Here is a 25,081-nt window from a genome sequence, read left to right as displayed (position 1 = left end):
GTTTAGTTGCCGCGCCGCATTGTCCCACCCTGTTCAGCTCCCGCCCCACCCAGTGAAATGGTTTCCGATAATTTCTGGGGTACTTCCAGCCCCAGCATTTGATATAGATTGGAAAGATGCAATCTATAGAGCCGGTCAAAATCACTGACACTATCTGCCGAATTGTAGTCACCAAACCACCAGAACCAATCGGAGCCTTCGCAAATAGCCAGTTGTCGCTCAATTGCAGCTTGCGTTTCCGGCTCAAAATTCTGCTCTGCCATCACCTCGTCATAGGCTTGCTTGGCCTCCGTCAACAAATCCCAGGCACGATTCTTATCTTCATCACCAATCCAGGTAGAGAAGGTGCCATAAACCCAGCTGCCCGCCATCATGACCGGTAGCTCGGCGGGCTTCACATGACCTTTTGTCAGGCAATTTGAAAACGTGGTTAATTCAATATCGGGATGAGCAGCAAGTCTGCGATACAACGATTGCAGGAAGTAAAAGCCATTATAGGAATAGTATTCCCATGCGTTTTCTCCATCCAGAATGACAGATACCACCCTGTCCTTGTCATCGTCGGTGGTCGCTTGAATGTTGCTGAGATGATGCACAAAGTCACTCACCGCATCATCTGCCGTCCAACCGGTGTAAGTAAAACCAATCAGATCCGAAAGTCCGTCATCACGGAAAAAACAAGCAAGCTTTTGCCCTGGCAGGTGATAAGGCTTGTGAATTGCATTGTCATCAAGGCCCGATTGCCGCAGGCTGTTTCTCAGCACATTTTCTCCAGAAGCAGCCCATTTAAAACCATGGCGATCTATCAATGCCAGAGCCTCCGTCGAGACCGCCCCCTCAGAAGGCCAGCAACCGGCAGGACGAAAACCAAAAAAGGATTCAAAGACACTGATTCCCTCTTCCATGTGCCAGTCTGCACGCTGCTGTCCATCTGGATAGCATTTGTGCACCGGTAGCGGTGCATCCGGCATGGCCTCAAGGGTACTGTTAATGTCGAGCATCAATGGCAAAATCGGATGGGCATAGGGGGTGACTGACAACTCGACACGCCCCAACTCTGCCAGCTTTTTGTAACGGGGAATCAATCCATCAAGCAACTCGCCAATCACGATCATCAATTGCCGTCGATCATGAAAACTGAATTGCCGGGCTTTGTTCATCAATGCCTGGATGCGCACATCATTTCGCTTCACCGATTCACCCATCCAGGCGAGGTGATACCAGACCAGCATATCGATAAGGCACTGATCATTGACATAACAGAGTCGATCCGCATCTTCGAGCGCCCAGCGTGCAATCTCTGCCAGTTTGGCAAAGGCAGGAAAAGGCTGTACCAGCTTTTCATCGTTTAATCGCAGACAGGCATTGATCAGTTGTCTGCGATCTTCGATATGAGCAGGCTGCACTGGTGAATCCAGCGCCAGCAACAGTGGATCTTTGAGACAGCCTGTTCCCTTGAATCTACCTTTGAGTTGTTGGTTGTAATCAGCCAGTTGTTCCAGCAAGGTAGGTGCAAAATTAACAACTGCATGTGCGTCAGGAATATTTTCCAAATGCCAGGCCATGTCCACATAGTCCTTGATGGCATGTAGATACGTCCATGGCAGCTGATACATGCCTCCCATAGGCTCGCTGTATTGCGGCTGGTGCATGTGCCAGCAAAGTACGACTTTAAGTTTAGCGGACATAGCGATAGTTTTGCCCCAGCATTTCAGGAGTAACCAACACCACCCCATTGGGTGACACATAAAAACGCTCGGCATCACGCTTGGCGTCAAAACCGATTTCGGTGTTTGGCGGGACTTCACAGCCCTTGTCAAAGACCACCTTTTTCAATCTGCAATGTCTGCCGATGCTGACATCAGGCAAGACCACACAATCCTCTATTTCAGAAAAACTATGTACCTGCACGTTGGAAAACAGAACCGAGTGGCGGACCACTGAACCGGAGATGATGCAACCTCCAGACACCATTGAATCCACCGCCATGCCGCGGCGGTCGTCATCATCAAAGACAAATTTTGCAGGTGGCAGCTGGGCCTGATGTGTCCATATCGGCCAATCATCATCGTAAAGATTCAACTCAGGTGTCACACCAATCAGTTCCAGATTCGCTGACCAGAACGCATCAATGGTCCCCACGTCGCGCCAGTAACCAGGGTCATTGCCCTGAACATCTTTATAAGGGAAGGCAACGACTTTATATTTGCGAATCAGCGATGGAATGATGTCGTGACCAAAGTCATGACTCGATTTGCTTGAGTCCGCGTCCTTGATCAACTGCTCGTAAAGGAACGCAGCATTGAAGATATATATCCCCATCGAAGCAAGTGCCACATCTTCTCGTCCTGGAATTGGCGTGGGCTCGGCTGGTTTTTCATTGAAATCGATAATCCGGCGATTATCATCCACAGACATTACGCCAAAGGCTTTTGCCTGATCCAAAGGCACTTCAATGCAACCAATTGTCATGTCGGCATTCTGAGCCACGTGCTCAGCCAACATGTCACCATAGTCCATTTTGTAAATGTGATCACCTGCCAGAATCAACACGTATTCTGGGTTGTGGTTACGCAGAATATCGATATTCTGATAAACCGCATCTGCCGTACCAAGATACCAGCCCTCTTCAGTTCGCTGAGAAGCTGGCAAGAGCTCAACAAATTCCCCCAGTTCACCTCGCATAAAACCCCAGCCTTGCTGGATATGTCGAATAAGTGAGTGAGATTTGTACTGACTTAAGACTCCAACCCGACGAATACCGGAATTCACACAGTTGGATAACGGAAAATCGATGATTCGGAACTTGCCACCAAAAGGAACTGCGGGCTTCGCACGCCAGTCTGTGAGTTGCTTGAGACGTGATCCTCTGCCACCGGCCAGAATCAATGCCAGAGTATCTCTGGTCAGACGACTCACAAACCGCGTACTATTGCTCTTCGACATAAAACAAACTCCAGGCCTTGCTATCAATTGTGATGGAATGCCGATTAGCCTGCCACAAGCAGACAACCAACAGCAATAAAATAATTCAGACAGGATTCAAACCCTATGGTTTTGGAAAAAAAACTTAGTGAAGATCGCCTCAAAATCATAGAAGCCCGGCACCATGATCCCTTTAACATCCTCGGGTTTCATCGTCATGACAAGCAAGCCACAATCAACGCTTTTCTGCCAGCGACCCAGGAAGCCTGGCTCGATGCAGAACGAAGAATGAAGCGTATCGAAGGCACTGACTTTTTTACCTGGACCGGTGACGCTGCCGATATTAAAAAGCCTTATCAGATTCACCGGCTGGATAATCAGCAACAAGAACGATCACATTACGATCCCTATTGTTTTGACAAACAAATTTCGGACTTTGACCTGCACCTGTTCTCTGAGGGAAAACACTGGCACGCCTACCGTGTTCTGGGTGCCCATCATCGCGTTGTTGATGGTGTAGCCGGCGTACTGTTTGCCACTTGGGCACCCAATGCACAACGCGTCAGTGTGGTGGGTGATTTCAATCAATGGGATGGTCGCTGTCACCCAATGCGAGTCTGTGGTCACAGTGGGGTCTGGGAGTTATTTATTCCGGGTGTTCGAGCCGGCGCCTTATACAAGTTCGAAATCCTCAATCAACAACAGGGTAGTCTGCATCTAAAGATGGATCCTTACGCCCAACAAACAGAACTTCGCCCTGGAACAGCCTCGGTTGTGATGAAACCAGAGAGCTTCAACTGGCGTGACAAGGACTGGATGGATAAACGTGAGCGAACCAACTGGCTTCATGCCCCCCATTCGGTCTATGAAGTACATCTTGGTTCCTGGCAGCGTGATCATGATGGAGGTTTTCTGGGTTACAGAGAACTCGCCGACAGACTGGTGCCCTATGTTCAGCAGCAGGGCTTTACTCACATTGAACTTCTGCCCGTTACCGAGCATCCACTCGATGCTTCATGGGGCTATCAGACCACAGGATACTTCGCTGCCACCAGTCGATTCGGCTCACCCGATGATTTTCGCTATTTTGTCGAGCAATGCCATCTTGCTGGAATTGGCGTCATTCTCGACTGGGTGCCAGGACATTTTCCAAAAGACGCTCATGGCCTGGCTAGATTTGATGGCACAGCACTCTACGAACATGAAGATCCAAGACTCGGAGAACATCAGGACTGGGGTACGTTGATCTTCAACTACGGCCGAAATGAAGTAAGAAACTTTCTGCTCTCCAGCGCCTTCTTCTGGCTGGAAGAGTTTCACATCGACGGTTTACGGGTCGATGCAGTGGCTTCGATGCTCTATCTGGATTATTCCCGTGAGGATGGTCAGTGGCTGCCCAACATCTATGGCGGTCGGGAAAACCTGGAGGTTATCGCTTTTCTGCAGCATCTCAACAGCGTGCTGCATCAGGCGCATCCCGGCTGTATTATTGCGGCTGAAGAGTCAACTTCATACCCAATGGTCTCTCGGCCGGCGGATATGGGGGGCCTGGGTTTTTCCATGAAATGGAACATGGGATGGATGCACGACATACTGCAATATATGCAACAAGATCCGGTGCATAGGCGTTATCACCACGATCAGCTGACCTTTGGCCTGCTTTACGCATTTACAGAAAACTTTGTATTACCGTTTTCACATGATGAGGTTGTGCATGGCAAGCGATCAATGCTCTACAAGATGCCCGGTGATGAGTGGCAACGGTTTGCCAACCTGCGATTGCTGTACACCTTCATGTTCACCTATCCCGGCAAAAAACTGTTGTTCATGGGCTCCGAGTTCGGACAAGGTTCGGAATGGAACTGTGATAAAGCGCTCGACTGGTATGTGCTCGACTACCCGATGCATCAGGCTTACAAAAGCTGGTAGCCGATCTGAACGCGATTTACCGACGTTATGCAGCCTTACATCAGTATGACTTTGATGCACAGGGGTTTGAATGGATTGACTGTACAGATCACGAACACTCCATCATCAGTTTCATGCGTAAGGCAGCAGAGGATTACACCATCACACTGCTGAACTTCACACCGGTGGTTCGCAAGCAGTACCGAATTGGCGTGCCTGAAGCCGGCCAGTATCAAGTGATACTGAACTCGGATTCAGAATACTATGCTGGCAGTAATTACCCAGCGGCTATTTTGATTGATGCCGAACATAAACCATGGTCTGACAGACCCTTTTCGTTGGCACTGGATCTGCCGCCACTGGCAGGACTGGTACTTGTAAAAAGTCGCTGAAATGGCCAGTCGCTACCACACTGAAAAAGAAGCCCTGCAGATCGAACTGCTCAAAGTTCAGCGCTGGGCACATCAGCAGGATCAGCGAATTGTCATTCTGTTTGAGGGGCGTGATGCATCAGGTAAAGGGGGTGCCATCAAGCGCTTCACTGAGCATCTAAATCCCAGAACAGCGCGTATTGTTGCGCTCAGCAAGCCCAATGGTACAGAGCGGGGTCAATGGTACTTTCAACGTTACATAGAGCATTTACCAACTGCTGGGGAAATAGTGCTGTTTGATCGAAGCTGGTACAACCGGGCTGGCGTTGAAAAGGTCATGGGCTTTTGTAGCGAATCAGATTACCTGCGCTTTCTGCAGCAGGCACCGGCCCTGGAAAAAATGCTGATTGATGATGGAATATGGTTGTTCAAATACTGGTTTTCTGTCAGCCAGCAAGAGCAAAAACGCCGCTTTGAAGCCCGACTTAACAGCCCGTTGAAAGACTGGAAACTAAGTCCGATTGATATAGCCGCCCAGGAAAAATGGCAGGAATATACTCAGGCCAAACAGACCATGTTTGAACATACTCATAGTGAGGAATCTCCCTGGGTCATTATTCGTTCAGATGATAAAAAATCGGCCAGGTTAAACTGCATGAGACATTTTTTACATCGCCTTACTTACGACGGCAAAGATGTACGCTTGACTGAGAATATTGACTCAGACGCCGTCTTTGAACCTGAACGGGCTCAAAGACGGCGACGCAAGACTGATGGCGTCAGCTAGGCTTTGCGTTTATTGACGCAACTGCCGGATCAGGCGAATCAGCTCAGTGGTTGAACTGTCGTGTTCAGAAATTGACTCATCCGCTGCCAACAAATCTGGCAGGATGGCTTTTGCCAGTTGTTTACCCAGCTCCACACCCCACTGGTCGAACGAGTTGATGTTCCATACCACGCCTTGGACAAAGACTTTGTGCTCATAGAGAGCAACCAACTGGCCGAGCATTTCCGGTGTCAGTTTAGGGAATAACAGCGCATTGCTGGGGCGATTCCCGGGAAACACCTTATGCGGCAGTAAGGCTTCCAGTGCTTTGCCTTCATAGCCCTCCTTGACCAGTTCACTTCTGACTTCTTCCGCTGTTTTACCTTTCATCAAAGCTTCGGCCTGAGCAAGTCCATTCGCCAGTAAAATTGATTGATGATCACATTCTGGATAATGACTGTTGACTGGTAAAACAAAATCAACTGGAATTAACTGCGTGCCCTGATGAATCAACTGAAAGTAGGCATGCTGGCCGTTAGTCCCGGGGGTTCCCCAGATCACAGGCCCGGTTTTATAGTTGATACGAGCTCCCTGACGATTAATAAACTTGCCGTTGCTTTCCATATCCAGCTGCTGCATATGACTTGGAAAGCGGGCAAGCGAATGGTCATAAGGCACAATCGCATGCGTCTGACTGTTGAAGAAGTTCACATACCAGATGCCCAGCATCCCCATGATTACCGGGATATTTTCGGCAAGTGGCTGATTACGGAAATGCAAGTCCATCGCATGACCACCATCGAGCAAACGCTCGAAATTATCCATGCCTACGTAGAGGGCAATTGGCAAACCAATCGCGCTCCACAGTGAGTAGCGTCCGCCTACCCAATCCCAAATCTCAAACATATTGGCCGTATCAATACCAAACGCCGCAACAGCTTCGGCATTGGTCGACACCGCGACAAAATGTTTGGCGACATCTGACTGTTGAGCGGATTTCAGGAACCATTGTCTTGCTGACTGCGCGTTGGTCAGAGTTTCCTGGGTGGTAAATGTTTTTGAAGCCACCACAAACAAGGTGGTTTCTGGATTCAGCTTCTCCAGGGTTGTACTCAGATCCGTGCCGTCAACATTAGAAACAAAATGTACCGACAAACCGTCAATGCCATAAGGCTCCAGTGCATCACAGATCATCGCAGGTCCAAGATCTGAACCACCAATGCCAATGTTGACGATATCGGTAATTTTTTTGCCGGAATAACCAAGCCAGCTACCGCTATGAACCTGCTCGCAGAAACGAGCCATTTTTTCCAAAACGGCATTGACCAGCGGCATTACATCCTGGCCATCTACCAACACCGGTGAATTTGAGCGGTTACGCAACGCTGTGTGCAGTACCGCCCTGCCCTCGGTGTGATTGATGATATCACCGGTAAACATCCGCTCCGTCCAGTCTTTCATATTGACGGCTTGAGCCAATGCAATCAGTTTGTCGATGGTCTCCTGAGTAATTCGATTTTTGGAATAATCCAATAACAGTTCACCACTTCTAATCGTGAACCGTTCGAATCGACCAGAGTCCAGCGCGAATTGCTCACGCATTGATAAAAACTTGATATCACCGTAGTGCCGATCAAGCGACTGCCATTCTGGAATATTTAAGGGTGTCATAGTGCCGTATTTATTCTTTTAAATTCCGTTGATATTACTGAGCCAGAAATGCTGCAAGCGCATTCCATTCGATGGTGTGCTGCTCCCCCGTTGCCATGACTTTTACGCCAATGACCTTGTTTGCAACCTCATCGTCCCCCAGGATCAGTGTCCAGCGAGCACCACTCCGGTCAGCTCGTTTAAACTGGTTCTTAAAACTACCACCGCCACAGTGGCATAGCAACTTAATGTCAGGCAACTGATCACGCAGCTGCTCTGCCAATAATAGTGATTGCTTGCTGGCCTGCTCACCAACCGCTACCAGATAAGCGTCTACAGCTTCTGGCTTTGGTAAAGCATCATTGGCTTCCAACAAGGCGATTAGTCGCTCAAGTCCAATCGCAAAACCGATGGCGGTTGAGGCCTTGCCACCCAGTTGCTGTACCAGAGCATCATATCGACCGCCGGCACAAACGGTTCCCTGGGCACCCAGCTGATCAGTCACCCATTCAAAAACCGTTTTTCCGTAGTAGTCGAGCCCACGCACCAGTCGTGGGTTAATCTCATAAGGCACACCGGCCGCATCAAGCATGGCACAAAGTGTCTGAAAATGTGCCCGAGACTCATCATCAAGATGATCCAACAGCTTGGGCGCTGCTTCATTCAACGCCTGCATCTCAGGATTTTTACTATCAAGAATACGCAGCGGATTACTGTGCAGACGTCTCTGGCTATCTTCATCCAGTAACTGATGATTTGCCTCGAAATAAGCGACTAACTGTTGCCGATATTGCTGGCGTGCTTCCGTAGTGCCCAACGAGTTGATTTGTAATGTGACGCCGTTCAGTCCCAGTTTTTTCCAGAGACGCGCCGTCATCAAAATCATTTCAGCGTCGATATCAGGCCCTGAAAACCCATAGGCCTCGACACCCAATTGATGAAACTGCCGATAACGGCCTTTCTGGGGGCGTTCATGTCGAAACATGGGACCGCTGTACCAGAGTCGCTGAGTTTGATTAAGCAAGCCATTTTCCATCGCAGCCCGGACACAGCCAGCAGTGCCTTCAGGCCTTAAGGTCAGGCTATCGCCGTTACGGTCTTCAAAGGTGTACATCTCTTTTTCGACAATATCGGTCACTTCGCCAATAGAGCGCTTGAACAGCTCGGTTTTTTCGACAATCGGAAATCTGATTTCCTGATAGCCATAACCGGCAAGCGTGTCCTTGAGCGTTTGTTCTATGGATTGCCAGTAAGGAGTGACTTCGGGAAGTATGTCGTTCATTCCCCGAACTGAACGGATGGTTTCTGTCACGTTTTGCTGATGTCCTTTATCGGAATTACTTTTTCTTTGGATTCGGTTTGCTGACGCAAGGCAATGCGTTGTCTGATTTCACGCTCCAGCTCATCAACCAATGACTCGTTGTCCACCTTGTGATGAGGTTTGCCGTCTTTATAGAGCAAATTTGGGGTACCACCGGTCAGGCCAATGGCGGCCTCCTTGGCTTCACCTGGTCCGTTGACCACACAACCAATGACTGCGACATCCATCGGTTCAGTGATGTCTTCAAGGCGTGCTTCCAGGGCATTAACAGTGGCAATCACATCAAACTGTTGACGAGAGCATGACGGGCAGGCAATCAGGTTGATGCCCTTGTTACGAATTCTCAAACTTTTGAGAATATCAAAGCCAACACGAATTTCTTCTACCGGATCGGCAGCGAGCGAAACACGAATGGTATCGCCAATACCTTCGGCGAGCAGCATGCCAAGACCGATGGCTGATTTCACTGAGCCGCTTCGTAAACCGCCGGCTTCGGTAATTCCAAGATGCAATGGTTGCTCGATTTGTGATGCCAGCTTTCGATAGGCAAAAACTGTCATGAAAACATCAGAAGCTTTAAGGCTGACTTTGAAATCAGGAAAGTTAAGTCGGTCCAGAATATCGATATGGCGCATCGCTGACTCGACCAGAGCATCCGGGGTCGGTTCGCCATACTTTTTTGTGCAGATCTTTTTCCAGAGATCCGGCATTGACACCAATCCGGATCGGGATGCCAACATCACGTGCTTTGTCTATCACCGCCCTGACCCGATCTTCACGACCGATATTGCCGGGATTGATGCGCAAGCAATCAACACCCAGGTCAGCGACGCGCAGCGCAATTTTGTAGTCAAAGTGAATGTCTGCAATCAGTGGCAACGTGACTTGTTTTCGAATCTGACCAAAAGCTTCTGCGGCATCCATGCTTGGTACCGACACCCTAACCAGATCAGCGCCGGCTTTCTGCAAGGCCTGAATCTGTGCAACTGTTGCAGCAACATCGGTGGTCTCGGTGTTGGTCATACTCTGTACAGCGATGGGAGCGTCACCGCCAATAGCCACATCCCCCACCATGATCTGACGGGATTTGCGGCGTTGGATACTGAAGTCAGACTCCATCACGACTCAGCCCCAATTGAAAAACGCGCCACATTACCTTGGGTGTATCCACTGATATCCACCGGTTCATTATTGAACTCAACGGTCACTGCTGAAGCTCGGCCAAGCAGGACATTCAAGGGTAACTCACCCTCAAGGTTCAGTTGTTCACCTGCCCGAACTATTCGACTCAGGAGTGTGGTCGCGCTTGCATCTATCACCTCAACCCAGCACTCTTCTGAGAAAGCCAGTGATAACTGTGGCCGCCGCTGCTGCACTTGCACCTCAGGTTCAGTTGGATCAGCGATTTCTGTTGCCTGGCTGATATCAATGTCAACAGCCTCGGGTTGCAGCAGCGTGCTCAGCCAATCGTCCTGTGAAGTTACTTCCAGACTCTCATCAACAATCTGTCGCGATGTCACAGGTTGAGACTCAATGATGGGTTCAACACTCCGGCTGAAACCCGCCGCTGGTTCTAAAGTTTCAACCTGTGAAATCTCAGTCTCATAATCGCCACCAGTTTGTTCGGATTGCGGGGCGACAAGGTCAACAATCATGTCTTGATTGCTGAAAACAAACCATGCCAGCACAGCAAGAGTCAAGGCAATGAGAATCGGCATCACCGGGAGTCCCAAACCACGCTTGTCTTTGATTTGCTGCTTGAGTCGAGGTGCAGTTGTGGGACGCTCAACTTCGGTGTAGCTCTGGTTGAATTGCTCGATCAGCTCTTCGTAATCAAGCTGTAAAAATTTCACATAGCTGGAGAAGTAACCGCGCGCATAGGTTCTACCATGCAGCCGTTCCCAACGTTCTTGTTCCAGGCTGGCAAGAACATCTTTCGGCAATCGCAATTGCGCGGATGCTTCAATAATGCTCAGTTGTCTGGCTTCTCGTGCTTTTCTCAGTCGTTCGCCGACATCGGGAATTGAAGACGTTTGGATAGTTATCTCTTTGTCATCGATGGCGGTCATTCTCTGTAAAACCCTCGGTTAACCTGCTGAGCCTCGTCCGAGTCAGGAAATCTGGCTCGCATCACAAGCTTGTAACTCGCGACAGCATCCTGATCATTGAGTTTGTTTTCTGTTTTGATGGCAGTCAACAACGACTGCGGTGTCCACGCGGCAGCGGCTTGAAAGCGCTGCACATAAGCCCGAGCCTGAAGATACTCCTGGCGATCATAGCTGATGTCGGCCATTCTGATCAGTGCCTGTGGAAGCTCAGGGTCAATTTGCAAGGCCTGCCGAAAATATCGTTCAGCCTTGTCGGCATCGCCACTGCGTAATGCACATACGCCGGCATTTTCATAAGCCTGTGCAGCCATCTGATACAGCGGGTTTTCAATAGCTGCCATAAATCGTTGTTCAGCTTCCTGATAACGCTCTTGTTGGCACAGATACACGCCATAGTTGTTTTGTGCTTCTGAATACTGTGGCGTGCGATTCACCGCTTGTCTGAAATGATGTTCAGCTTTTTCGTTTTGTCCCAGTTGCTGGTATAGCAAAGCGATGGTGTTATGCGCTGTTGTCAGACCGGGATCTTGTTGAAGTGCTTTTTCAAGTTTTTCCAAAGCCACTTCATATTCGCCACGTTGCAGATAACTTAGACCCAACCGCATGTTGATGTCTGCCGCGCGCGCATCCTGACTGACTGGCCGCTGTTGTCCGCCACCGGCGCAACCGAGCAGACCCGACAAAATAAAAACTATCAGTGTACTTTTTAATGCTGTGTTCATGGTTGAAACTCAAGGCGATGTGTCTGAATTCGCTCACTACGACGAGTTTTATCTTGCACTTCACCGGCGAGCTGTCCGCAAGCAGCCACAATATCATCGCCACGGGTTTTTCGTACAGTCGCCACCAGCCCTGCATCACTGAGAATTTTCTGGAAACGACTGATAGCGTTTCGTGATGAGCAACGATAATCAGTGCCCGGGAATGGGTTAAATGGAATCAGATTAACCTTGTTGGGCAGACCTTTAAGAATGCGAATGAGATCTCTGGCATCTTGCTCAGAATCATTGATGCCAGCCAACATCACATATTCGACAGTAATGTGGCGGCGTTGTTGTTCACCAGCGACATATCGCTTACATGCCGCCAGCAGTTCGGCGATCGGGTATTTCTCGTTCAATGGAATGATCTGGCTGCGCAGCTTGTCATTGGCGGCGTGCAGTGAGATTGCCAAACTGACATGACAGTCCTGTTTGAGCTTATCGATCATCGGCACCATACCCGAGGTACTCAATGTCAGACGGCGCCATGAGATGCCATAGCCATGGTCATCACGCATCAGGCGCATCGCCGTGATTACATTATTGTAGTTGGCCAGCGGTTCGCCCATCCCCATCATGACGACATTCGTCACAACCCGGTTGCCCTTGGGATCCTTGCCCAGCGCTTCATTGGCAATCCACAACTGCGCGATGATCTCGGCAGCCGTCAGATTACGATTAAACCCCTGTTGCGCCGTTGAACAAAAGGTACAGGTCAGCGCACAACCGACCTGAGATGAAACACACAATGTGCCTCTATTGCCTTCGGGAATATAGACGGTCTCAATGGCGTTGCCGCCATCCATTTTGATCAACCACTTGCGTGTGCCATCAGTCGAGATGTGTTCGTGCATGACCTCAGGCACTTTGATCTCTGCAACTTCGCTTAGCTTCTGGCGCAGCGCTTTGCTGAGATTGCTCATCTCGGCAAAGTCAGTCACTCGATACTGATGAATCCATTGCAAAAGCTGACGCGCACGGAAAGCTTTTTCGCCGTGTTCGACAAAAAAAGCTTCCAGACCTTCAAGGTCCAATCCAAGCAGATTCGTGCGATTGGTCATTTGCTTTTGATTTAGCGAGTACGTGAGCAGAGTTGGTCTTCGGTAAAGAAGAAAGCAACTTCTCTTGCCGCACTCTCAACAGAATCAGAGCCATGCACTGCATTTTCATCGATGCTTTGTGCAAAATCGGCACGGATAGTACCTGCATCAGCTTGCGCAGGGTTGGTTGCGCCCATCAGATCACGGTTTTTGATGACCGCATCTTCGCCTTCAAGTACCTGAATCATCACAGGACCAGAAGTCATGAAGCTCACCAAATCACCAAAAAACGGACGTTCTTTGTGTTCTGCATAAAAACCTTCTGCTTGCTCTTGGCTCAGATGTATCATGCGTGCAGCAACGATACGCAGACCCGCTTTTTCAAAGCGGCTGTATATTTCGCCAATGACATTTTTTGCTACAGCGTCAGGTTTGATGATTGAAAGTGTGCGTTCGGTCGCCATGTTGTTCCTCAATTATTGATTTCGGTTAGTAAAATCAGGGTATTCTAGCATTGAATGCTATTGCATATCATAGTGGCATAGTGGATTTTGCCGGCCCGCTGATTTTCCTTTGGATTTTACGTCAAAACCATTACCATCACGTGACCGTTATTCGTATTAACCCTAGTGGCTCACATCATGCAAACAAGCTTTAACCGTATCGGTTTATTCATCCGCAAGGACGACCCGGTGATGGAAAATGCGGTGGTTCAGGTATGCAAGTTCCTCGAATCACAATCTGTTCGCCTATACACCAATGAGCCACTGTCTTTCTTGCCCGCCCTGCAAGTCCTGTCGGTACATGATTTCCCTGAACATTGCGATCTCACCATTGCGATCGGAGGTGATGGCACGATGCTGTCTGCGTCGCGCGCCCTGGCTGGCAGTAACCTGCCGATTGTCGGCATCAATGTGGGTCGTCTGGGCTTTTTGGCCGATGTGACCTTGCCCAATCTTGAGCAGCAATTGCAACTGATTCTGTCTGGACACTACCGTGATGACAGTCGCTTTCTACTCGAAGCCAGTATCAACGATGTGAAAGGATCCGCAGGTATTGCGATGAATGATGTGGTTATCCATGCACATCAGCGGCTGCAAATGATTGAATTTGAAACTTATATCAACGGCCGTTTCCTCAACAGTCAGCGTGCAGATGGACTTGTGATCGCCACACCTACTGGCTCAACTGCTTATGCAATGTCGGCAGGTGGTCCGATTCTGGATGTCGATCTGGATGCCATCGTGCTGACGTCAGTCTGTCCTCATACGCTCAGCAACCGACCTTTGGTCATTGCTGCCAGCAGCCAGATTGACATCATGCTGAGTGAACACAATACAACAACCGCGATGGTGACCTGTGATGGTCGTGCCGGACATCTTTTGCAGCCGGGCGATACCATGCGTGTGGTGCGTCATTCTGATCGTATCCGACTATTACATCTTGAAAATCATGATCATTACTCTATTCTGCGTGCCAAACTTGAATGGGGTCGAAAACTGACATGCTGATTAGTTTAAGCGTCAAAAATCTCGCTGTTGTCGAGGATCTTGCACTGCAATTCCAGTCCGGAATGACATCACTGACTGGTGAAACTGGTGCGGGTAAATCCATGCTGGTCGATGCACTGAGTCTGGTACTGGGTGATCGCGCTGATTCAAATATGGTCAGACAAGGCTGCGAGCGAGCAGAAATCGAAGCAAATTTTGAAACCACGAATAATCCCGCATTGACCGATTGGTTAAAAGCTCAAGAACTGGATGACGATGCACAATGCCATTTGCGCAGAACCATCAGCAGCGATGGGCGTTCACGCGGCTATATCAACGGTCGGCAGGTGGCACTGAATCAATTGAAGGCGGTCAGCGAATGTTGCATTGACATTCATGGTCAACATGCCCATCAATCGCTGCTTCGTCCAGATACGCAACGACAACTGATTGATACTGTCGCCGGTAATCGTGAGTTGCTGGCAAAGCTCAAGTCTGCTTTCAAGCAGATGCAGGAATGCGCATCAACACTGGAAAAGCTCAAACAGGATAACGAACAACAGCAGGCCAGACTTGAATTACTGAGCTATCAGGTCAAAGAGCTTGAGGTATTTTCACTCACCGAACAAAGCGTCAATCAACTGTTGCAGGATCAACAACAACTGGCCCACTCTGCCGACCTGTTACATGCCGCAGAGGCCGCGATTCATCGTATATTCGACAATGAAGAAATCGCCGCTTACGACATTCTGAGTAGCGCCTTGGTCGAACTTGAAAAACTGCAGGACATCGAGCCACATTTTGCCAGCATCGTTGAAACCCTCAATGCAGCACTCATCAACCTTGACGAATCCGGCTCTGAACTTCGCCACTATCTCGACAAGACCGAACTCGATCCCGAACGTCTCGAAGAAGTAGAGCAGCAGATTTCTCAACTGCACGATCTGGCACGCAAACATCACTGCGAAATCGCAGATCTGCCAGCGGTCTATGACAGTCTTCACAATGAACTGAATACCATCAGCCACGCAGGCCAAACGCTCACTGATCTCGAACAACAACTGAGTCAACATCAAAAGCAATGCCTGGATCTGGCGATGCAAATCCGTGAACGGAGACTCAAGGCCGCAGCGCCACTGGCTGAGCAAATCACAACCTCTATTCGTGAACTTGCCATGCCTGCAGGCAGAATCGAGATAGAAGTCACACCAACATCGCATGAGACCATGACCGAAACAGGCTGCGATCAGGTAAGACTTCTCGTAACCACCAATCCCGGACAAGCAGCTGGAGAACTAGGCAAAATTGCTTCAGGCGGTGAACTGGCGCGCATCAGTCTCGCCATACAGGTGGTCACAGCAGGTCAGCGCAGTGTGCCGACGCTAATTTTTGATGAAGTGGATGTCGGCATTGGTGGTGGTGTCGCTGAAGTCGTCGGTCGACATTTACGAACCCTGGCTGCCAGTCAGCAAGTGATTTGCATCACCCACCTTGCACAAGTTGCGGCCCAAGCGCATCAACAGCTTCAGGTCAGTAAACATCACCGCGATAACAGCACTCATATCGAAATCCAGGCGCTGGATCGACAACAACGGATAGAAGAAATCGCACGGATGCTGGGTGGGATGCAACTGACAGAGAAAACACGATTGCATGCTGAGGAAATGCTGGGGCTCGTTGAGCTTTCATAGTTGTCAATGGTGAAAGCTAACAGCTTATAGCAAGGCCAGTCCGGGCGCTATAGCTTGTAAACGCCTTGAGCTTTTGGATAGGCCAATTGAATCGCTTATCTCAGATTTGACCGCTGCAGTTCAGCGATTGGCGTGGTAAATACCAGACCATGACGGCGTTGCAGCTAAGCTAGCTAATTTCCTCTCGACCGTCATGCCTGGCAAATGTAACTCTAGCGGTCTTTCTTGCAGTCTTCTCGATTACAAATACCGTAGATGTAGAGGCTGTGATCCGTCATCTCAAAACCATTTGCCTCGGCGATCGCTCGTTGCCGCTGTTCAATGACTTCGTCATAGAATTCCACGATTCGGTTGCACTTCACACAAAACAAGTGGTCATGATGGTCGCCATCTTCCAGTTCAAAAACGGCATGACCACCGTCAATGTTGAGCCTTGATACCAGACCTGCCCCCTCAAATTGAGTCAGCACCCGGTAGACAGTTGCCAGCCCAATTTCCTCCCCCATTTCAAGCAAGGCTTTGTAGACATCCTCAGCACTTAAATGACGTTGTTTGGAGTGTTCCAGGATTTCCAGCACCTTCAATCGCGGCAAAGTAATTTTCAATCCCGCTTTTCTCAGATCTTGTCTTTCCATTATCTAATGTTGCCTCGAAGAAATAGTACGAATAGAGTATCATCGCATCTTGGTCATCAACTCAAGCACAAATACTAAATGAAAAGCCTTATCATTTACAGCCTTTCGCTGCTCACTATCTTTTTGTCCGCATGCAGTACTGACAAGATACCAGGAGTTTACCGGATTGACATACAGCAGGGAAACGAGGTCTCGCAAGAGATGATAGGCAGACTTGAGCCAGGCATGACTAAAAGTCAGGTTGCTTTCGTAATGGGCTCGCCGCTGCTGATCAATACGTTCCAACCCAACCGCTGGGATTACCTATACAGCTTCCAACCCGGTAATGGGCCACGCCAGCAACAACGCATCACCCTCTACTTCGACGAAGAAGAACGCCTTGAATACGTTCAAGGTGATGTCAGAATTGTTGAGCGTTCGGAAATGCCTGAGTTCGACACCGCCGGTGTCAATGTCGTCGTTCCGCTACAAGAGCATCGTACCGGCTTCTTCCGCGGCTTGATGGGCGCCGTTGGACTGGGTCGTGACGATGATCAAATCATTGACCGTCGCGATGACTCAAGCACGCGCGAAATTGTTGAAGATGCTCAACTCGAAGATCGGGTGGAAGAGTTGCCAGAAGCCGTTCAGGAAGAGATTCAACCCTGAAACTGACTGGACTCGAAAAGACCTGATTTTGGGTTGAAGCACAGCAACTCACCAGCCGCAAGATCAAAATACCAGCCATGAAGCCGCAATGTTCCGGCTTCAACGCGCTGGCGAATCGCTTCAAAACTCAATAAATTGTCGAGTGATACTAGGATAGAGCGCATTTCACAGGCTCTTAACTGAGCCGCCTCCGGGTCTTCAGCGTGATGTTGCTTGACCCAGTCTTTCGCCGACTGGGCAATCGACATCCAACGATGAATGAATTGTGAGTGATTTTGATCTGACCCCTGCCACAAAGCGCGAATCCCGCCACAATTGGCGTGCCCCATGACAATAATGCTTTCAACCTGCAAACCTTCAACAGCAAACTCCAGCGCTGCACTTGTGCCGTGATAGTGACCACCATCTTCACAGGGTGGAACCAGATTGGCCACATTACGGACAGTAAATAAATCTCCTGGATCACAATCAGTCAAAATCGCCGGGTCAACGCGTGAATCACAACAAGCCACCATCAGGATCTTAGCGGGTTGACCATTTTTCATACTGGCATAGAGTCGACCGTCATTGCCAAAATATTGCTGCTTGAATCGCTGGAAACCTTCCAGAAGTTTGATGGTATTTGCCATTTTTATTATTGTCTCAGGAAAGCTAAAAAAGGATTGCTCTGCTTCTCGTCGGCCAGCGTCGTTACTGGACCATGCCCACTATGCACTCGCAAATTGCCAGGCAGCTGCATCAGCTTGCTGAGACTGTCTTGCATCAATCTGGAATTGCCCATAGGAAGGTCAGTTCTGCCGATACTGCCGGCAAACAGGGTATCGCCGACAAAGATATCGTGGCCATCATAATAACAGCCCTGACCAGGTGTGTGTCCTGGAGTGGAAATAAACTGAAGCCTGGTCTGGCCCAATTCGATGGTATCGCCATCATCCAATAAGCGATCAACTCGACCACATTCACGATTGAGTGAAGGCATGCCAAACCAGCTACCTTGCTCTGGAAGACACTCAAACATTGGTAATTCAAGTCGCGGTAAACAAGTCGTGGCCTGATATTGCGATTGCAGTTGCGACAGGGCGCCAGCGTGGTCAAGATGACCATGCGTCAGGAGAATATAACGAATATCAGGGGCTGGCTGAAGCTGGCTGAGCTGTTGCAAAAGCTCAAGTGATTCACCGGTATCAATAATGGCACACTGCCCGGTGACTTCATCTTCCACCAGATAGGTATTGACTTGGAACGCGCCCACAGTAAAGCATTTGATATGCATTAATAACGTCAGTAACTGTCAAACTACTTAAACTGCAAGCACGTTCCCTGTTCAATTCAGATAACGAATTCAGTCCTCAAACTGATCCCATTTCTTACGGCTTTCACGCGCTTTGATGGTATTTTGCTCAAACCATTGTTTCTTGAGCTGCTGTTTACGCGCAAGACTGAGGTTGGCTTCGTACCATTTTTTCTTGATATCAGCATGTGGATCAGGGTGCAGATTGGCTTCATACCATTTCTGATGACTGACACGAGCCTGAGCCAGGTTGGCCTCATACCATTTTTTCTCTGGAGCCATCTGAGCGTCACTGTATTCATACCAGTGTTTGTCAGTAGGTGTCTGATCCCGATTCGCTTCATACCATTTGAGTCGGTGCTGACGAACTTTGTCGAGGTGAGTCGCCTGAAAGGCCTTTTTCACATCGGTATGTCCAGCTTCACGGAATTCATACCAGTGCTTGTGTGAAGCAGTCTGTTCAAGGTTCGCTTCATACCATTTGTGCTTGCTTGCTCGCAGCTTCTCAACAGTTGTCCGTAAGTTGGTTTCATACCACTTACGTTTGGTATCCTGATGCTTGACCAAGTTGGCTTCATACCAGTGTATTTCTGACTGTTTTGCCGGGCGCTGGTTAGCTTCATACCACTTGCCTTTTTCCCGAGCCACATGGGTATTGGCCTCAAACCATTTGCGTTTGATGATCTGCGTTCTTGCCACTGCAATATTGGATTCGTACCATTTTTGCTTGACCTCTGCATGCGGATCGGGATGCAGGTTGGCCTCATACCATTTTTGATGACTGACTCGTGCCTGAGCAAGATTCGCCTCGTACCATTTTTTCTCTGCCGCCATTTGAGCGTCACTAAATTCATACCAGTGTGTTTCGGTTGGCGTTTGGTCTAGGTTAGCCTCGTACCACTTGATACGTTTTTCCCTTGCAGCACGGAGATTATCGGCCTGCCAGCGTTTTTTTGACTCGGAATACTGTTTTTCACTGAATTGATACCAGTGGGTTTCTGTAGGGGTTTGATCCAGGTTCGCTTCGTACCATTTCCGTTCTGCTCGAACGGCTTCGACTGCAGTTTTCAGATTGGCCTCATACCATTTTTTCTTGGTATCGAGATGTGCAACCATATTGGCTTCATACCAATGCACTTCCGATTGTTTGGTCGGGTTTTCATTGGCTTTGTACCAGGGGCGATTTTTGGCCTGTCTGCGCTTTTCCTTTGCAGTGAGCCATTTTTCCCGAATGCTGCGTGTGGATTGATTGTTCATTGCGTACCACTTTGATTTAATGTTTATTGTGCCACTCATGTCTCGTACCTCTCTGGGTATGTTTATGATTCCGATACTACATGAGAAACGATCAAGACCACAAGTAAATCCAGTGTATCAAAACGGGCGCGTCTTATTCATTCAAAACACCGCTTTTCAGCCTTAACTCTCTGAAGCATAGATATATTTTCCTCGACCTGAAGCATTCTCCTGGATTCTTTCTCATCAACCAGTGCAGAGTAGCTCAAATAACCCAGTCCAATCAGAACATTAAGAATTGGCACGGTATCCATCACCATCACGGCAGTGGCAATTTTGTTAGTGTTATCCTCATAAAAACCGGGTTTATAGGTATATCTATATGGATGTAAATGTCTAATCGCATCATCAATTTCAGCACAACTGGATTGACGTATCAATTCAGTTGCTTTGACAACCGGAGGCTCGTAGTAGATGGGTGCGGTGGGCACAGGCGGTAAGGTCATCGCCGACGTTTGTGCTGTCATCAATAAAGACAGCGTTAAAGTTATTCCTCGTAACCTGAACATGTCTGATATCTCCTGCTATCGCTTATCAGACGTTATCGGCGGGGAATATTGAAACTTCAATCAGAACCCTCCGTTTCACTCTGCTCATGATGCCCGTCCTTGTCACTCTTATGATGATCGGCCCAAACTTGTAGACGCTTGGCGACTGCCTGGTTAAAGGTCGCCTCAGGATATTCACCCGCCTCATTCATGGCACCTGATGGCATTCCGGAAAGCAGCGCGATAGCTTGTTCAACATGTTCAATCGCATAAAGGTGAAAACGGCCCTCAGCAACGGCTTGTCTTACATCGGCTCTCAGCATCAAGTGCTGAACATTACTGACTGGAATAATTACGCCTTGCTCGCCCGTCAGCCCATCAATACCGCAAACGTCAAAGAAACCCTCTATTTTTTCATTGACGCCACCAATTGCCTGCACCTGCCCTTGCTGATTCATCGAGCCCGTAATGGCTAATGATTGCTTGAGCGGTATTTTGGCAATAGATGAGAGCAGTGCACACAATTCAGCGACGGTGGCACTATCCCCTTCAATTTCGCCATAGTTTTGCTCAAACACCAAACTGGCCGCCATGGAAAGTGGCTTATCCTGTGAATAGGTTGCGCCTAGATAACCGCTGAGAATCAAAACACCTTTTGCGTGAATACTGCCCCCCAGCTCTACCTCACGCTCGATATCGATAATTGTGTCATCTCCATAACGGCAATTGGCAGTGACTCTGGCAGGTTGACCAAAACTAAAGGATCCCGTCGTCAGCACCGACAAAGCATTCACCTGTCCCACAACACTGCCCCTGACATCAATCTGAATTACATTGCGCTGAATTTGCTGCAAAATTTCTCTATGAAGTCGCTCCAGTCTGTATTGTCTTTGCTGCAATGCTTTTTCAACATGCTGACGAGCAATCAGCTTGGCATTCTCCTTGGCAGCCCAAAAAGCTGACTCACGAAGCAGATCAGTCAAATCGCCGAGATGCAAGGCCAACGCGTGGTTATCTTCAGCATCTCGCGATGCTTGTTCAATCACTCTAGCGACAGCATCACGCTGCATAGCGGGTAGATCCTGCTTCTTCAGAGTGGTGGCGATCATCCTGGCATACAACATATGGTGTGCCGGATCCCTATGTAAATCTTCCTCAAAGTCGGCCACTACCTTGAACAGACGAGCAAACTCCGGATCGATCTCATAGAGTTCATAATACCAACGGCGATCACCCAACAGAACGACTTTGATATCAAGTGGAACAGGTTCTGGCTCCAAGGAGACTGTAGCAACCAGACTATACATACGTTCAAGTGTGTCAAAACGAATCTCTTTTGATAGCAAAGCGCGTTTCAAGCCTTCCCATGCGTATGGCTGCATCAGCAATTGCTCTGCATCCAGGATCAGAAAACCACCATTGGCTCGATGAACTGCACCGGCCTTGATCAAGCTAAAGTCGGTAATTAAGGCCCCCATCATAGCCATGTTTTCAACACAACCCAGCAATGTCTGATGATTTGGCAGGTTTTCATAAATTACTGGAGCACCTTCAAGGTGCGAGTTATCTACCAGCAAATTCACCTGATATCTGCGCAACAGATTGTGTTCTGTGGCAACACTACTTTCTTCAACATGCTCATCCGATTTGAGAAAAGCATCCAGATTCTCGCGAATATCCGCCTGCATCATGTCGAAATAAACTTGCAGCCGAGCAGACTTGGGGTAGGCATTTCTCAACTTGTCGAGATGATTACTGATGATCTCAGAAGCAACTTCTTCATTCAGTGCTTGAATTTTTTTGAAATTACCTCGCTCCCACTCATGTAGCTCCAGCAAGGTATGCTGCAAATCCTCATGCAGACTGGCAATCGCCTCTTCCGTCTCTTCTTGTTCAGCAAGCGGTAATTGCTCGAATTCGTCAGAAGTTACCGCTTCACCGTCTCTTTTAGCGGCAAAGGCATAACTACCATCCTGGAGTCTCAGCAGTACGACCCCTTTCTTGTCTGCTTCTGACTGCAAGGTACCAAACAGTCGTATGCGATGTTTTCGAGCAGTTTCATCAATTGCACGCACTCTTCCACGGTAATATTCGTCATCAAATGCATGTGGCAAGTCGGTCTGTAACTGACGGATAGTTCGCTCGATATCATGGCGAAGTTGCCCTCCCTGGCCGGCAGGCAAGGAGAGCGCCCATGGCTTTTGTGGATCACTAAAATTATGCAGGTACAGCCAGTCATCGCTTTTCGAGAGATGGCGTGCATGTTGATCCAGCAATCCTTGTGCAAGTGTATGTTTACCAGCACCGGAAGCTCCCATGACATAGAGGTTGTAACCGCTCGCCGCCATGTTTATCCCAAAATCAACAGCATCCATTGCGCGTTGCTGTCCTATAAGCCCGGGTAATTCAGTCAGATTTTCAGTATTGTCAAAAGCCAGATCTTCCTCCGGACAAGCGCGGTACAAATCTGAGACTTGCAGTTGACGAGCATTCACCATAAATTTCTCTGTGTGGAAGTTGACTTAGTCGGGTAGCTCATCTCACGATCGTGGCAAAGTGTCGATGAGAAACACAACAGCCACAGCTTAGGTCAAGGCCTGATGACAAGGCAATATGAAATAAACAATGGAGTTATGTAATGAGCAGCCAGGACTATGAGGAAAAACGCGATTATTTCAGAATGCAGATCAAAGCAGCGATGACTTTCACGCTGGATGGGGAGGGTATTACTTATCATGCTCAGAGCGCTGACTTGAGCGCTGGGGGCCTAGCCATGTGCAGTGATCACGCGCCCCAAATCGGTCAAAGCATTCACATTCACATGCCATCAGCAAGCGAAAATATTGCCGCATTCGATGCTCACGGCAAGGTGATGCGTGTGATGCCGCATCCTGATCAGGCCGATCAGTACCTGATTTCAGTAGCCCTGACCCATATGGAATAAAACACTACAGCCAGTAGCTTGTTCGTGTCATCACCTTTGACATCAGACCCATCAGCGTTTTGACGGGCGCAGGCAAGGGTGCTCCGCCAGCCTGCAGTGCCAGGCTCCCATGGTGAGCTTCATCTATCTTCATCTGCGCAATCACCGCCCTGCTTTTCAGATCATGCTCACTGATCGAGGCAAGATGTTCGTCAAGATGCTCAATCACCTGCCTCTCTGTTTCGGCAACAAAACCAAGACTCCATCTGTCACCGACTTTTCCAGCTAAAGCACCCAGGGCAAAAGAGCCGGCATACCAGAACGGATTCAATAAACTGCGACGCCCGCCTAATGCCACGATTCTTGACTGACACCAGACAAGATGATCATTTTCTTCCAACGCAGCCTGTTCCATTGCTTGTCGTACATCGGGCAATCTGGCTGTCAAAGCCTGTCCCTGATATAAAGCCTGTGCAGAGACTTCACCCGCATCGTTAATCCGCATCAAAGCAGCTGAATGACGCCGCTCGCTGGCTGACAGTTCAGACTCAGCCAACTCAGCGCCAGGTATCGGCCTTGATGTTGTGTCAGGCACACCCCAGATGGTTGTGAGCGCCTTATCAGCCTCGATAATAATGCGGTCAATGGCAGTTAATTGCCGGACTGTCATCTAAAACAACTCCACGTCATTACTAGTCACTAATGGGCTCTGTTTGATTTTGCCCTCACGGACCAATTGTTCAAAAGCATGCACCTGATTGCGTCCATGATGCTTGGCATAATACAGTGCCTCGTCGGCCTCACCAATCACATCGGATGGCGATTGCTGATGTGCTACTTCGACAAAACCAATACTCACGGTCACCTGATCCAATTGAGGAAAACGGTGAGCTCCGATGGTTTGTCTGAGACGTTCAAAAGTTCGCATTGCGTTGGCTTCATCAGGGGCTCTCAGCAAGACCACAAATTCTTCACCGCCATATCGGAATACAATATCGTCTTCACGCATCACGCCAGAAGTCATCAATCTGGCAGCCAGTATGATCACCTCATCACCATAAAGATGGCCATAGGTGTCGTTGATCGCCTTGAAATGGTCAATATCGACTAAACCCAACCAGTACTTGATGGCGTAACTGCGGCGACGAGCATCGTTAGGTACGGTGTTGATATCACTCAAATCACCAGCACGTTTGACCAGGATTTTTGTTGATCTCTTCATCCAGTGTTTCGCGATTGAACAAACCAGTGAGCTTGTCTCTCTGCGAGCGATCAATTAGTGCCAGATAATTTGCATAGACGCGCAGTATTCCGTAGACAAGCCGCTGATCATTGCCTGATGGAGGTTCGTGCGTTGTATGCACCAACACGGCAAACACCTCACCATGTGAATCAAACGCTGGATAGATAACATGCCAACCGTCATCGGTATCGGTTCTGACCAACTCAATATCTTCATTGCTGATTGCCGCTGCCAGAGCTTCTGACAAATGTTCACTGCTTGGAATCAGCTTGGGATTCTCGTCTGAAGAGACAATCACGTCATTGACGCAAAATGCCAACAGACTCAACTCATGGTTACCGGCATGTTCACGGGCTCGGAACAATCTGAGTCCGTGCGCCGGAAACAATTCATTAAGCGTCTTAAGCAAACTTTTTTCCAGCACCTGGCGATCATGATGACTGGTAATTTCAGCCAGATTATCGATAATCCGAATGCTGTTATGTCTGTGATTTGACATGTCTGGTCTCTGTGCTCTCTGAGCATT

Annotated in this window: 26 protein-coding genes; 7 read left to right on the top strand and 19 right to left on the bottom strand. The window is 48.9% G+C overall.

The window, feature by feature from the left end:
• Positions 1-2: 2 nt before the first annotated feature.
• A complete protein-coding gene (locus MPL1_RS10485) occupies positions 3-1,688 on the bottom strand; it encodes a glycoside hydrolase family 57 protein (RefSeq protein WP_040577092.1) in 1,686 nt (561 codons plus the stop codon).
• Positions 1,678-2,946: a glucose-1-phosphate adenylyltransferase gene (gene glgC / locus MPL1_RS10480; RefSeq protein ID WP_009727108.1), complete on the bottom strand. Its 1,269-nt coding sequence runs from the start codon at positions 2,944-2,946 to the stop codon at positions 1,678-1,680. The genes MPL1_RS10485 and glgC overlap by 11 nt, the downstream gene beginning before the upstream one ends.
• A gap of 105 nt (positions 2,947-3,051) precedes the next feature.
• On the opposite strand from glgC, the gene glgB reads away from it, so the two are divergent.
• From glgB to ppk2, 3 genes are all read left to right on the top strand, one after another.
• Complete coding sequence (gene glgB / locus MPL1_RS10475; RefSeq protein ID WP_327036650.1) at positions 3,052-4,854, top strand: 1,4-alpha-glucan branching protein GlgB; 1,803 nt, start codon at positions 3,052-3,054, stop codon at positions 4,852-4,854.
• 113 nt (positions 4,855-4,967) lie between these two features.
• A complete protein-coding gene (locus MPL1_RS14390; protein ID WP_327036649.1) occupies positions 4,968-5,225 on the top strand; it encodes an alpha amylase C-terminal domain-containing protein in 258 nt (85 codons plus the stop codon).
• A 1-nt stretch (position 5,226) separates the two neighbouring features.
• Complete coding sequence (gene ppk2 / locus MPL1_RS10470; RefSeq protein WP_009727107.1) at positions 5,227-5,991, top strand: polyphosphate kinase 2; 765 nt, start codon at positions 5,227-5,229, stop codon at positions 5,989-5,991.
• Between the two features lie 9 nt (positions 5,992-6,000).
• Here ppk2 and pgi read toward each other — a convergent pair whose 3' ends face one another.
• The 8 genes from pgi to ndk are packed head-to-tail and all read right to left on the bottom strand — an operon-like array spanning position 6,001 to position 13,314.
• Positions 6,001-7,641, bottom strand: coding sequence for a glucose-6-phosphate isomerase (pgi, locus tag MPL1_RS10465; protein WP_009727106.1), 1,641 nt, complete (start codon positions 7,639-7,641; stop codon positions 6,001-6,003).
• Positions 7,642-7,675: 34 nt separating this feature from the next.
• Positions 7,676-8,932 carry a histidine--tRNA ligase gene (gene hisS / locus MPL1_RS10460; protein WP_009727105.1) on the bottom strand — a complete coding sequence of 419 codons (1,257 nt, stop codon included), beginning with the start codon at positions 8,930-8,932 and terminating at the stop codon, positions 7,676-7,678.
• Positions 8,929-9,576: a flavodoxin-dependent (E)-4-hydroxy-3-methylbut-2-enyl-diphosphate synthase gene (locus MPL1_RS14510; RefSeq protein WP_456085327.1), complete on the bottom strand. Its 648-nt coding sequence runs from the start codon at positions 9,574-9,576 to the stop codon at positions 8,929-8,931. The genes hisS and MPL1_RS14510 overlap by 4 nt, the downstream gene beginning before the upstream one ends.
• Positions 9,545-10,060, bottom strand: a complete 516-nt coding sequence (locus MPL1_RS14505) for a flavodoxin-dependent (E)-4-hydroxy-3-methylbut-2-enyl-diphosphate synthase (RefSeq protein ID WP_456085328.1) — start codon at positions 10,058-10,060, stop codon at positions 9,545-9,547. The genes MPL1_RS14510 and MPL1_RS14505 overlap by 32 nt, the downstream gene beginning before the upstream one ends.
• On the bottom strand, positions 10,060-11,010 hold the full coding sequence (locus tag MPL1_RS10450) for a helix-turn-helix domain-containing protein (RefSeq protein WP_009727104.1): 951 nt from the start codon (positions 11,008-11,010) through the stop codon (positions 10,060-10,062). Before MPL1_RS10450 ends, MPL1_RS14505 begins: the two co-directional genes overlap by 1 nt.
• Positions 11,007-11,771, bottom strand: a complete 765-nt coding sequence (gene pilW, locus MPL1_RS10445; RefSeq protein ID WP_009727103.1) for a type IV pilus biogenesis/stability protein PilW — start codon at positions 11,769-11,771, stop codon at positions 11,007-11,009. Before pilW ends, MPL1_RS10450 begins: the two co-directional genes overlap by 4 nt.
• Entirely contained in the window at positions 11,768-12,871 is a 1,104-nt protein-coding gene (locus MPL1_RS10440) for a bifunctional tRNA (adenosine(37)-C2)-methyltransferase TrmG/ribosomal RNA large subunit methyltransferase RlmN (protein ID WP_009727102.1), read from the bottom strand. Before MPL1_RS10440 ends, pilW begins: the two co-directional genes overlap by 4 nt.
• 11 nt (positions 12,872-12,882) lie before the next feature.
• A complete protein-coding gene (ndk, locus tag MPL1_RS10435; RefSeq protein WP_009727101.1) occupies positions 12,883-13,314 on the bottom strand; it encodes a nucleoside-diphosphate kinase in 432 nt (143 codons plus the stop codon).
• A 177-nt stretch (positions 13,315-13,491) separates the two neighbouring features.
• Between ndk and MPL1_RS10430 the strand changes: the two genes are divergently transcribed.
• Together MPL1_RS10430 and recN are read left to right on the top strand one after the other, a co-directional pair.
• Entirely contained in the window at positions 13,492-14,361 is an 870-nt protein-coding gene (locus MPL1_RS10430) for an NAD(+) kinase (protein WP_009727100.1), read from the top strand.
• On the top strand, positions 14,355-16,031 hold the full coding sequence (gene recN, locus MPL1_RS10425) for a DNA repair protein RecN (protein WP_009727099.1): 1,677 nt from the start codon (positions 14,355-14,357) through the stop codon (positions 16,029-16,031). Before MPL1_RS10430 ends, recN begins: the two co-directional genes overlap by 7 nt.
• 212 nt (positions 16,032-16,243) lie before the next feature.
• Here recN and fur read toward each other — a convergent pair whose 3' ends face one another.
• A complete protein-coding gene (gene fur, locus MPL1_RS10420; RefSeq protein WP_009727098.1) occupies positions 16,244-16,666 on the bottom strand; it encodes a ferric iron uptake transcriptional regulator in 423 nt (140 codons plus the stop codon).
• Positions 16,667-16,891: 225 nt separating this feature from the next.
• On the opposite strand from fur, the gene MPL1_RS10415 reads away from it, so the two are divergent.
• Entirely contained in the window at positions 16,892-17,314 is a 423-nt protein-coding gene (locus MPL1_RS10415; RefSeq protein WP_235045573.1) for an outer membrane protein assembly factor BamE, read from the top strand.
• Here the strand turns inward: MPL1_RS10415 and MPL1_RS10410 are convergent.
• From MPL1_RS10410 to MPL1_RS10390, 5 genes are all read right to left on the bottom strand, one after another.
• On the bottom strand, positions 17,305-17,943 hold the full coding sequence (locus MPL1_RS10410) for a carbonic anhydrase (RefSeq protein ID WP_009727096.1): 639 nt from the start codon (positions 17,941-17,943) through the stop codon (positions 17,305-17,307). The two genes, MPL1_RS10415 and MPL1_RS10410, sit on opposite strands and share 10 nt — an antisense overlap.
• Positions 17,944-17,948: 5 nt before the next feature.
• Positions 17,949-18,587, bottom strand: a complete 639-nt coding sequence (locus tag MPL1_RS10405) for an MBL fold metallo-hydrolase (RefSeq protein ID WP_009727095.1) — start codon at positions 18,585-18,587, stop codon at positions 17,949-17,951.
• Positions 18,588-18,656: 69 nt separating this feature from the next.
• Positions 18,657-19,862 carry a hypothetical protein gene (locus MPL1_RS10400; RefSeq protein ID WP_009727094.1) on the bottom strand — a complete coding sequence of 402 codons (1,206 nt, stop codon included), beginning with the start codon at positions 19,860-19,862 and terminating at the stop codon, positions 18,657-18,659.
• A gap of 137 nt (positions 19,863-19,999) precedes the next feature.
• Positions 20,000-20,410, bottom strand: a complete 411-nt coding sequence (locus MPL1_RS10395; RefSeq protein ID WP_009727093.1) for a hypothetical protein — start codon at positions 20,408-20,410, stop codon at positions 20,000-20,002.
• Positions 20,411-20,466: 56 nt separating this feature from the next.
• Positions 20,467-22,887: a Lon protease family protein gene (locus tag MPL1_RS10390; protein ID WP_009727092.1), complete on the bottom strand. Its 2,421-nt coding sequence runs from the start codon at positions 22,885-22,887 to the stop codon at positions 20,467-20,469.
• A 140-nt stretch (positions 22,888-23,027) separates the two neighbouring features.
• Here MPL1_RS10390 and MPL1_RS10385 point away from each other — a divergent pair, with 140 nt between their 5' ends.
• The gene (locus MPL1_RS10385; protein ID WP_009727091.1) at positions 23,028-23,333 is read left to right on the top strand and encodes a PilZ domain-containing protein; all 306 of its coding nucleotides are present in this window, start codon (positions 23,028-23,030) and stop codon (positions 23,331-23,333) included.
• A gap of 4 nt (positions 23,334-23,337) precedes the next feature.
• On the opposite strand, the gene coq7 is transcribed toward MPL1_RS10385, so the two are convergent.
• From coq7 to MPL1_RS14165, 3 genes are read right to left on the bottom strand one after another with little or no spacing between them, the layout of a single operon-like run.
• A complete protein-coding gene (gene coq7, locus MPL1_RS10380) occupies positions 23,338-23,982 on the bottom strand; it encodes a 2-polyprenyl-3-methyl-6-methoxy-1,4-benzoquinone monooxygenase (protein ID WP_009727090.1) in 645 nt (214 codons plus the stop codon).
• Entirely contained in the window at positions 23,983-24,534 is a 552-nt protein-coding gene (locus tag MPL1_RS14170) for a GGDEF domain-containing protein (protein WP_235045572.1), read from the bottom strand.
• Complete coding sequence (locus MPL1_RS14165; protein WP_235045571.1) at positions 24,494-25,054, bottom strand: hypothetical protein; 561 nt, start codon at positions 25,052-25,054, stop codon at positions 24,494-24,496. The genes MPL1_RS14170 and MPL1_RS14165 overlap by 41 nt, the downstream gene beginning before the upstream one ends.
• Between the last annotated feature and the right edge of the window lie 27 nt (positions 25,055-25,081).

This window comes from Methylophaga lonarensis MPL, from assembly GCF_000349205.1.
Classification (GTDB): domain Bacteria; phylum Pseudomonadota; class Gammaproteobacteria; order Nitrosococcales; family Methylophagaceae; genus Methylophaga; species Methylophaga lonarensis.
The sequence above is the reverse complement of the archived record's forward strand: the minus strand, read 5'-3'. Positions and strand labels throughout refer to the sequence as shown.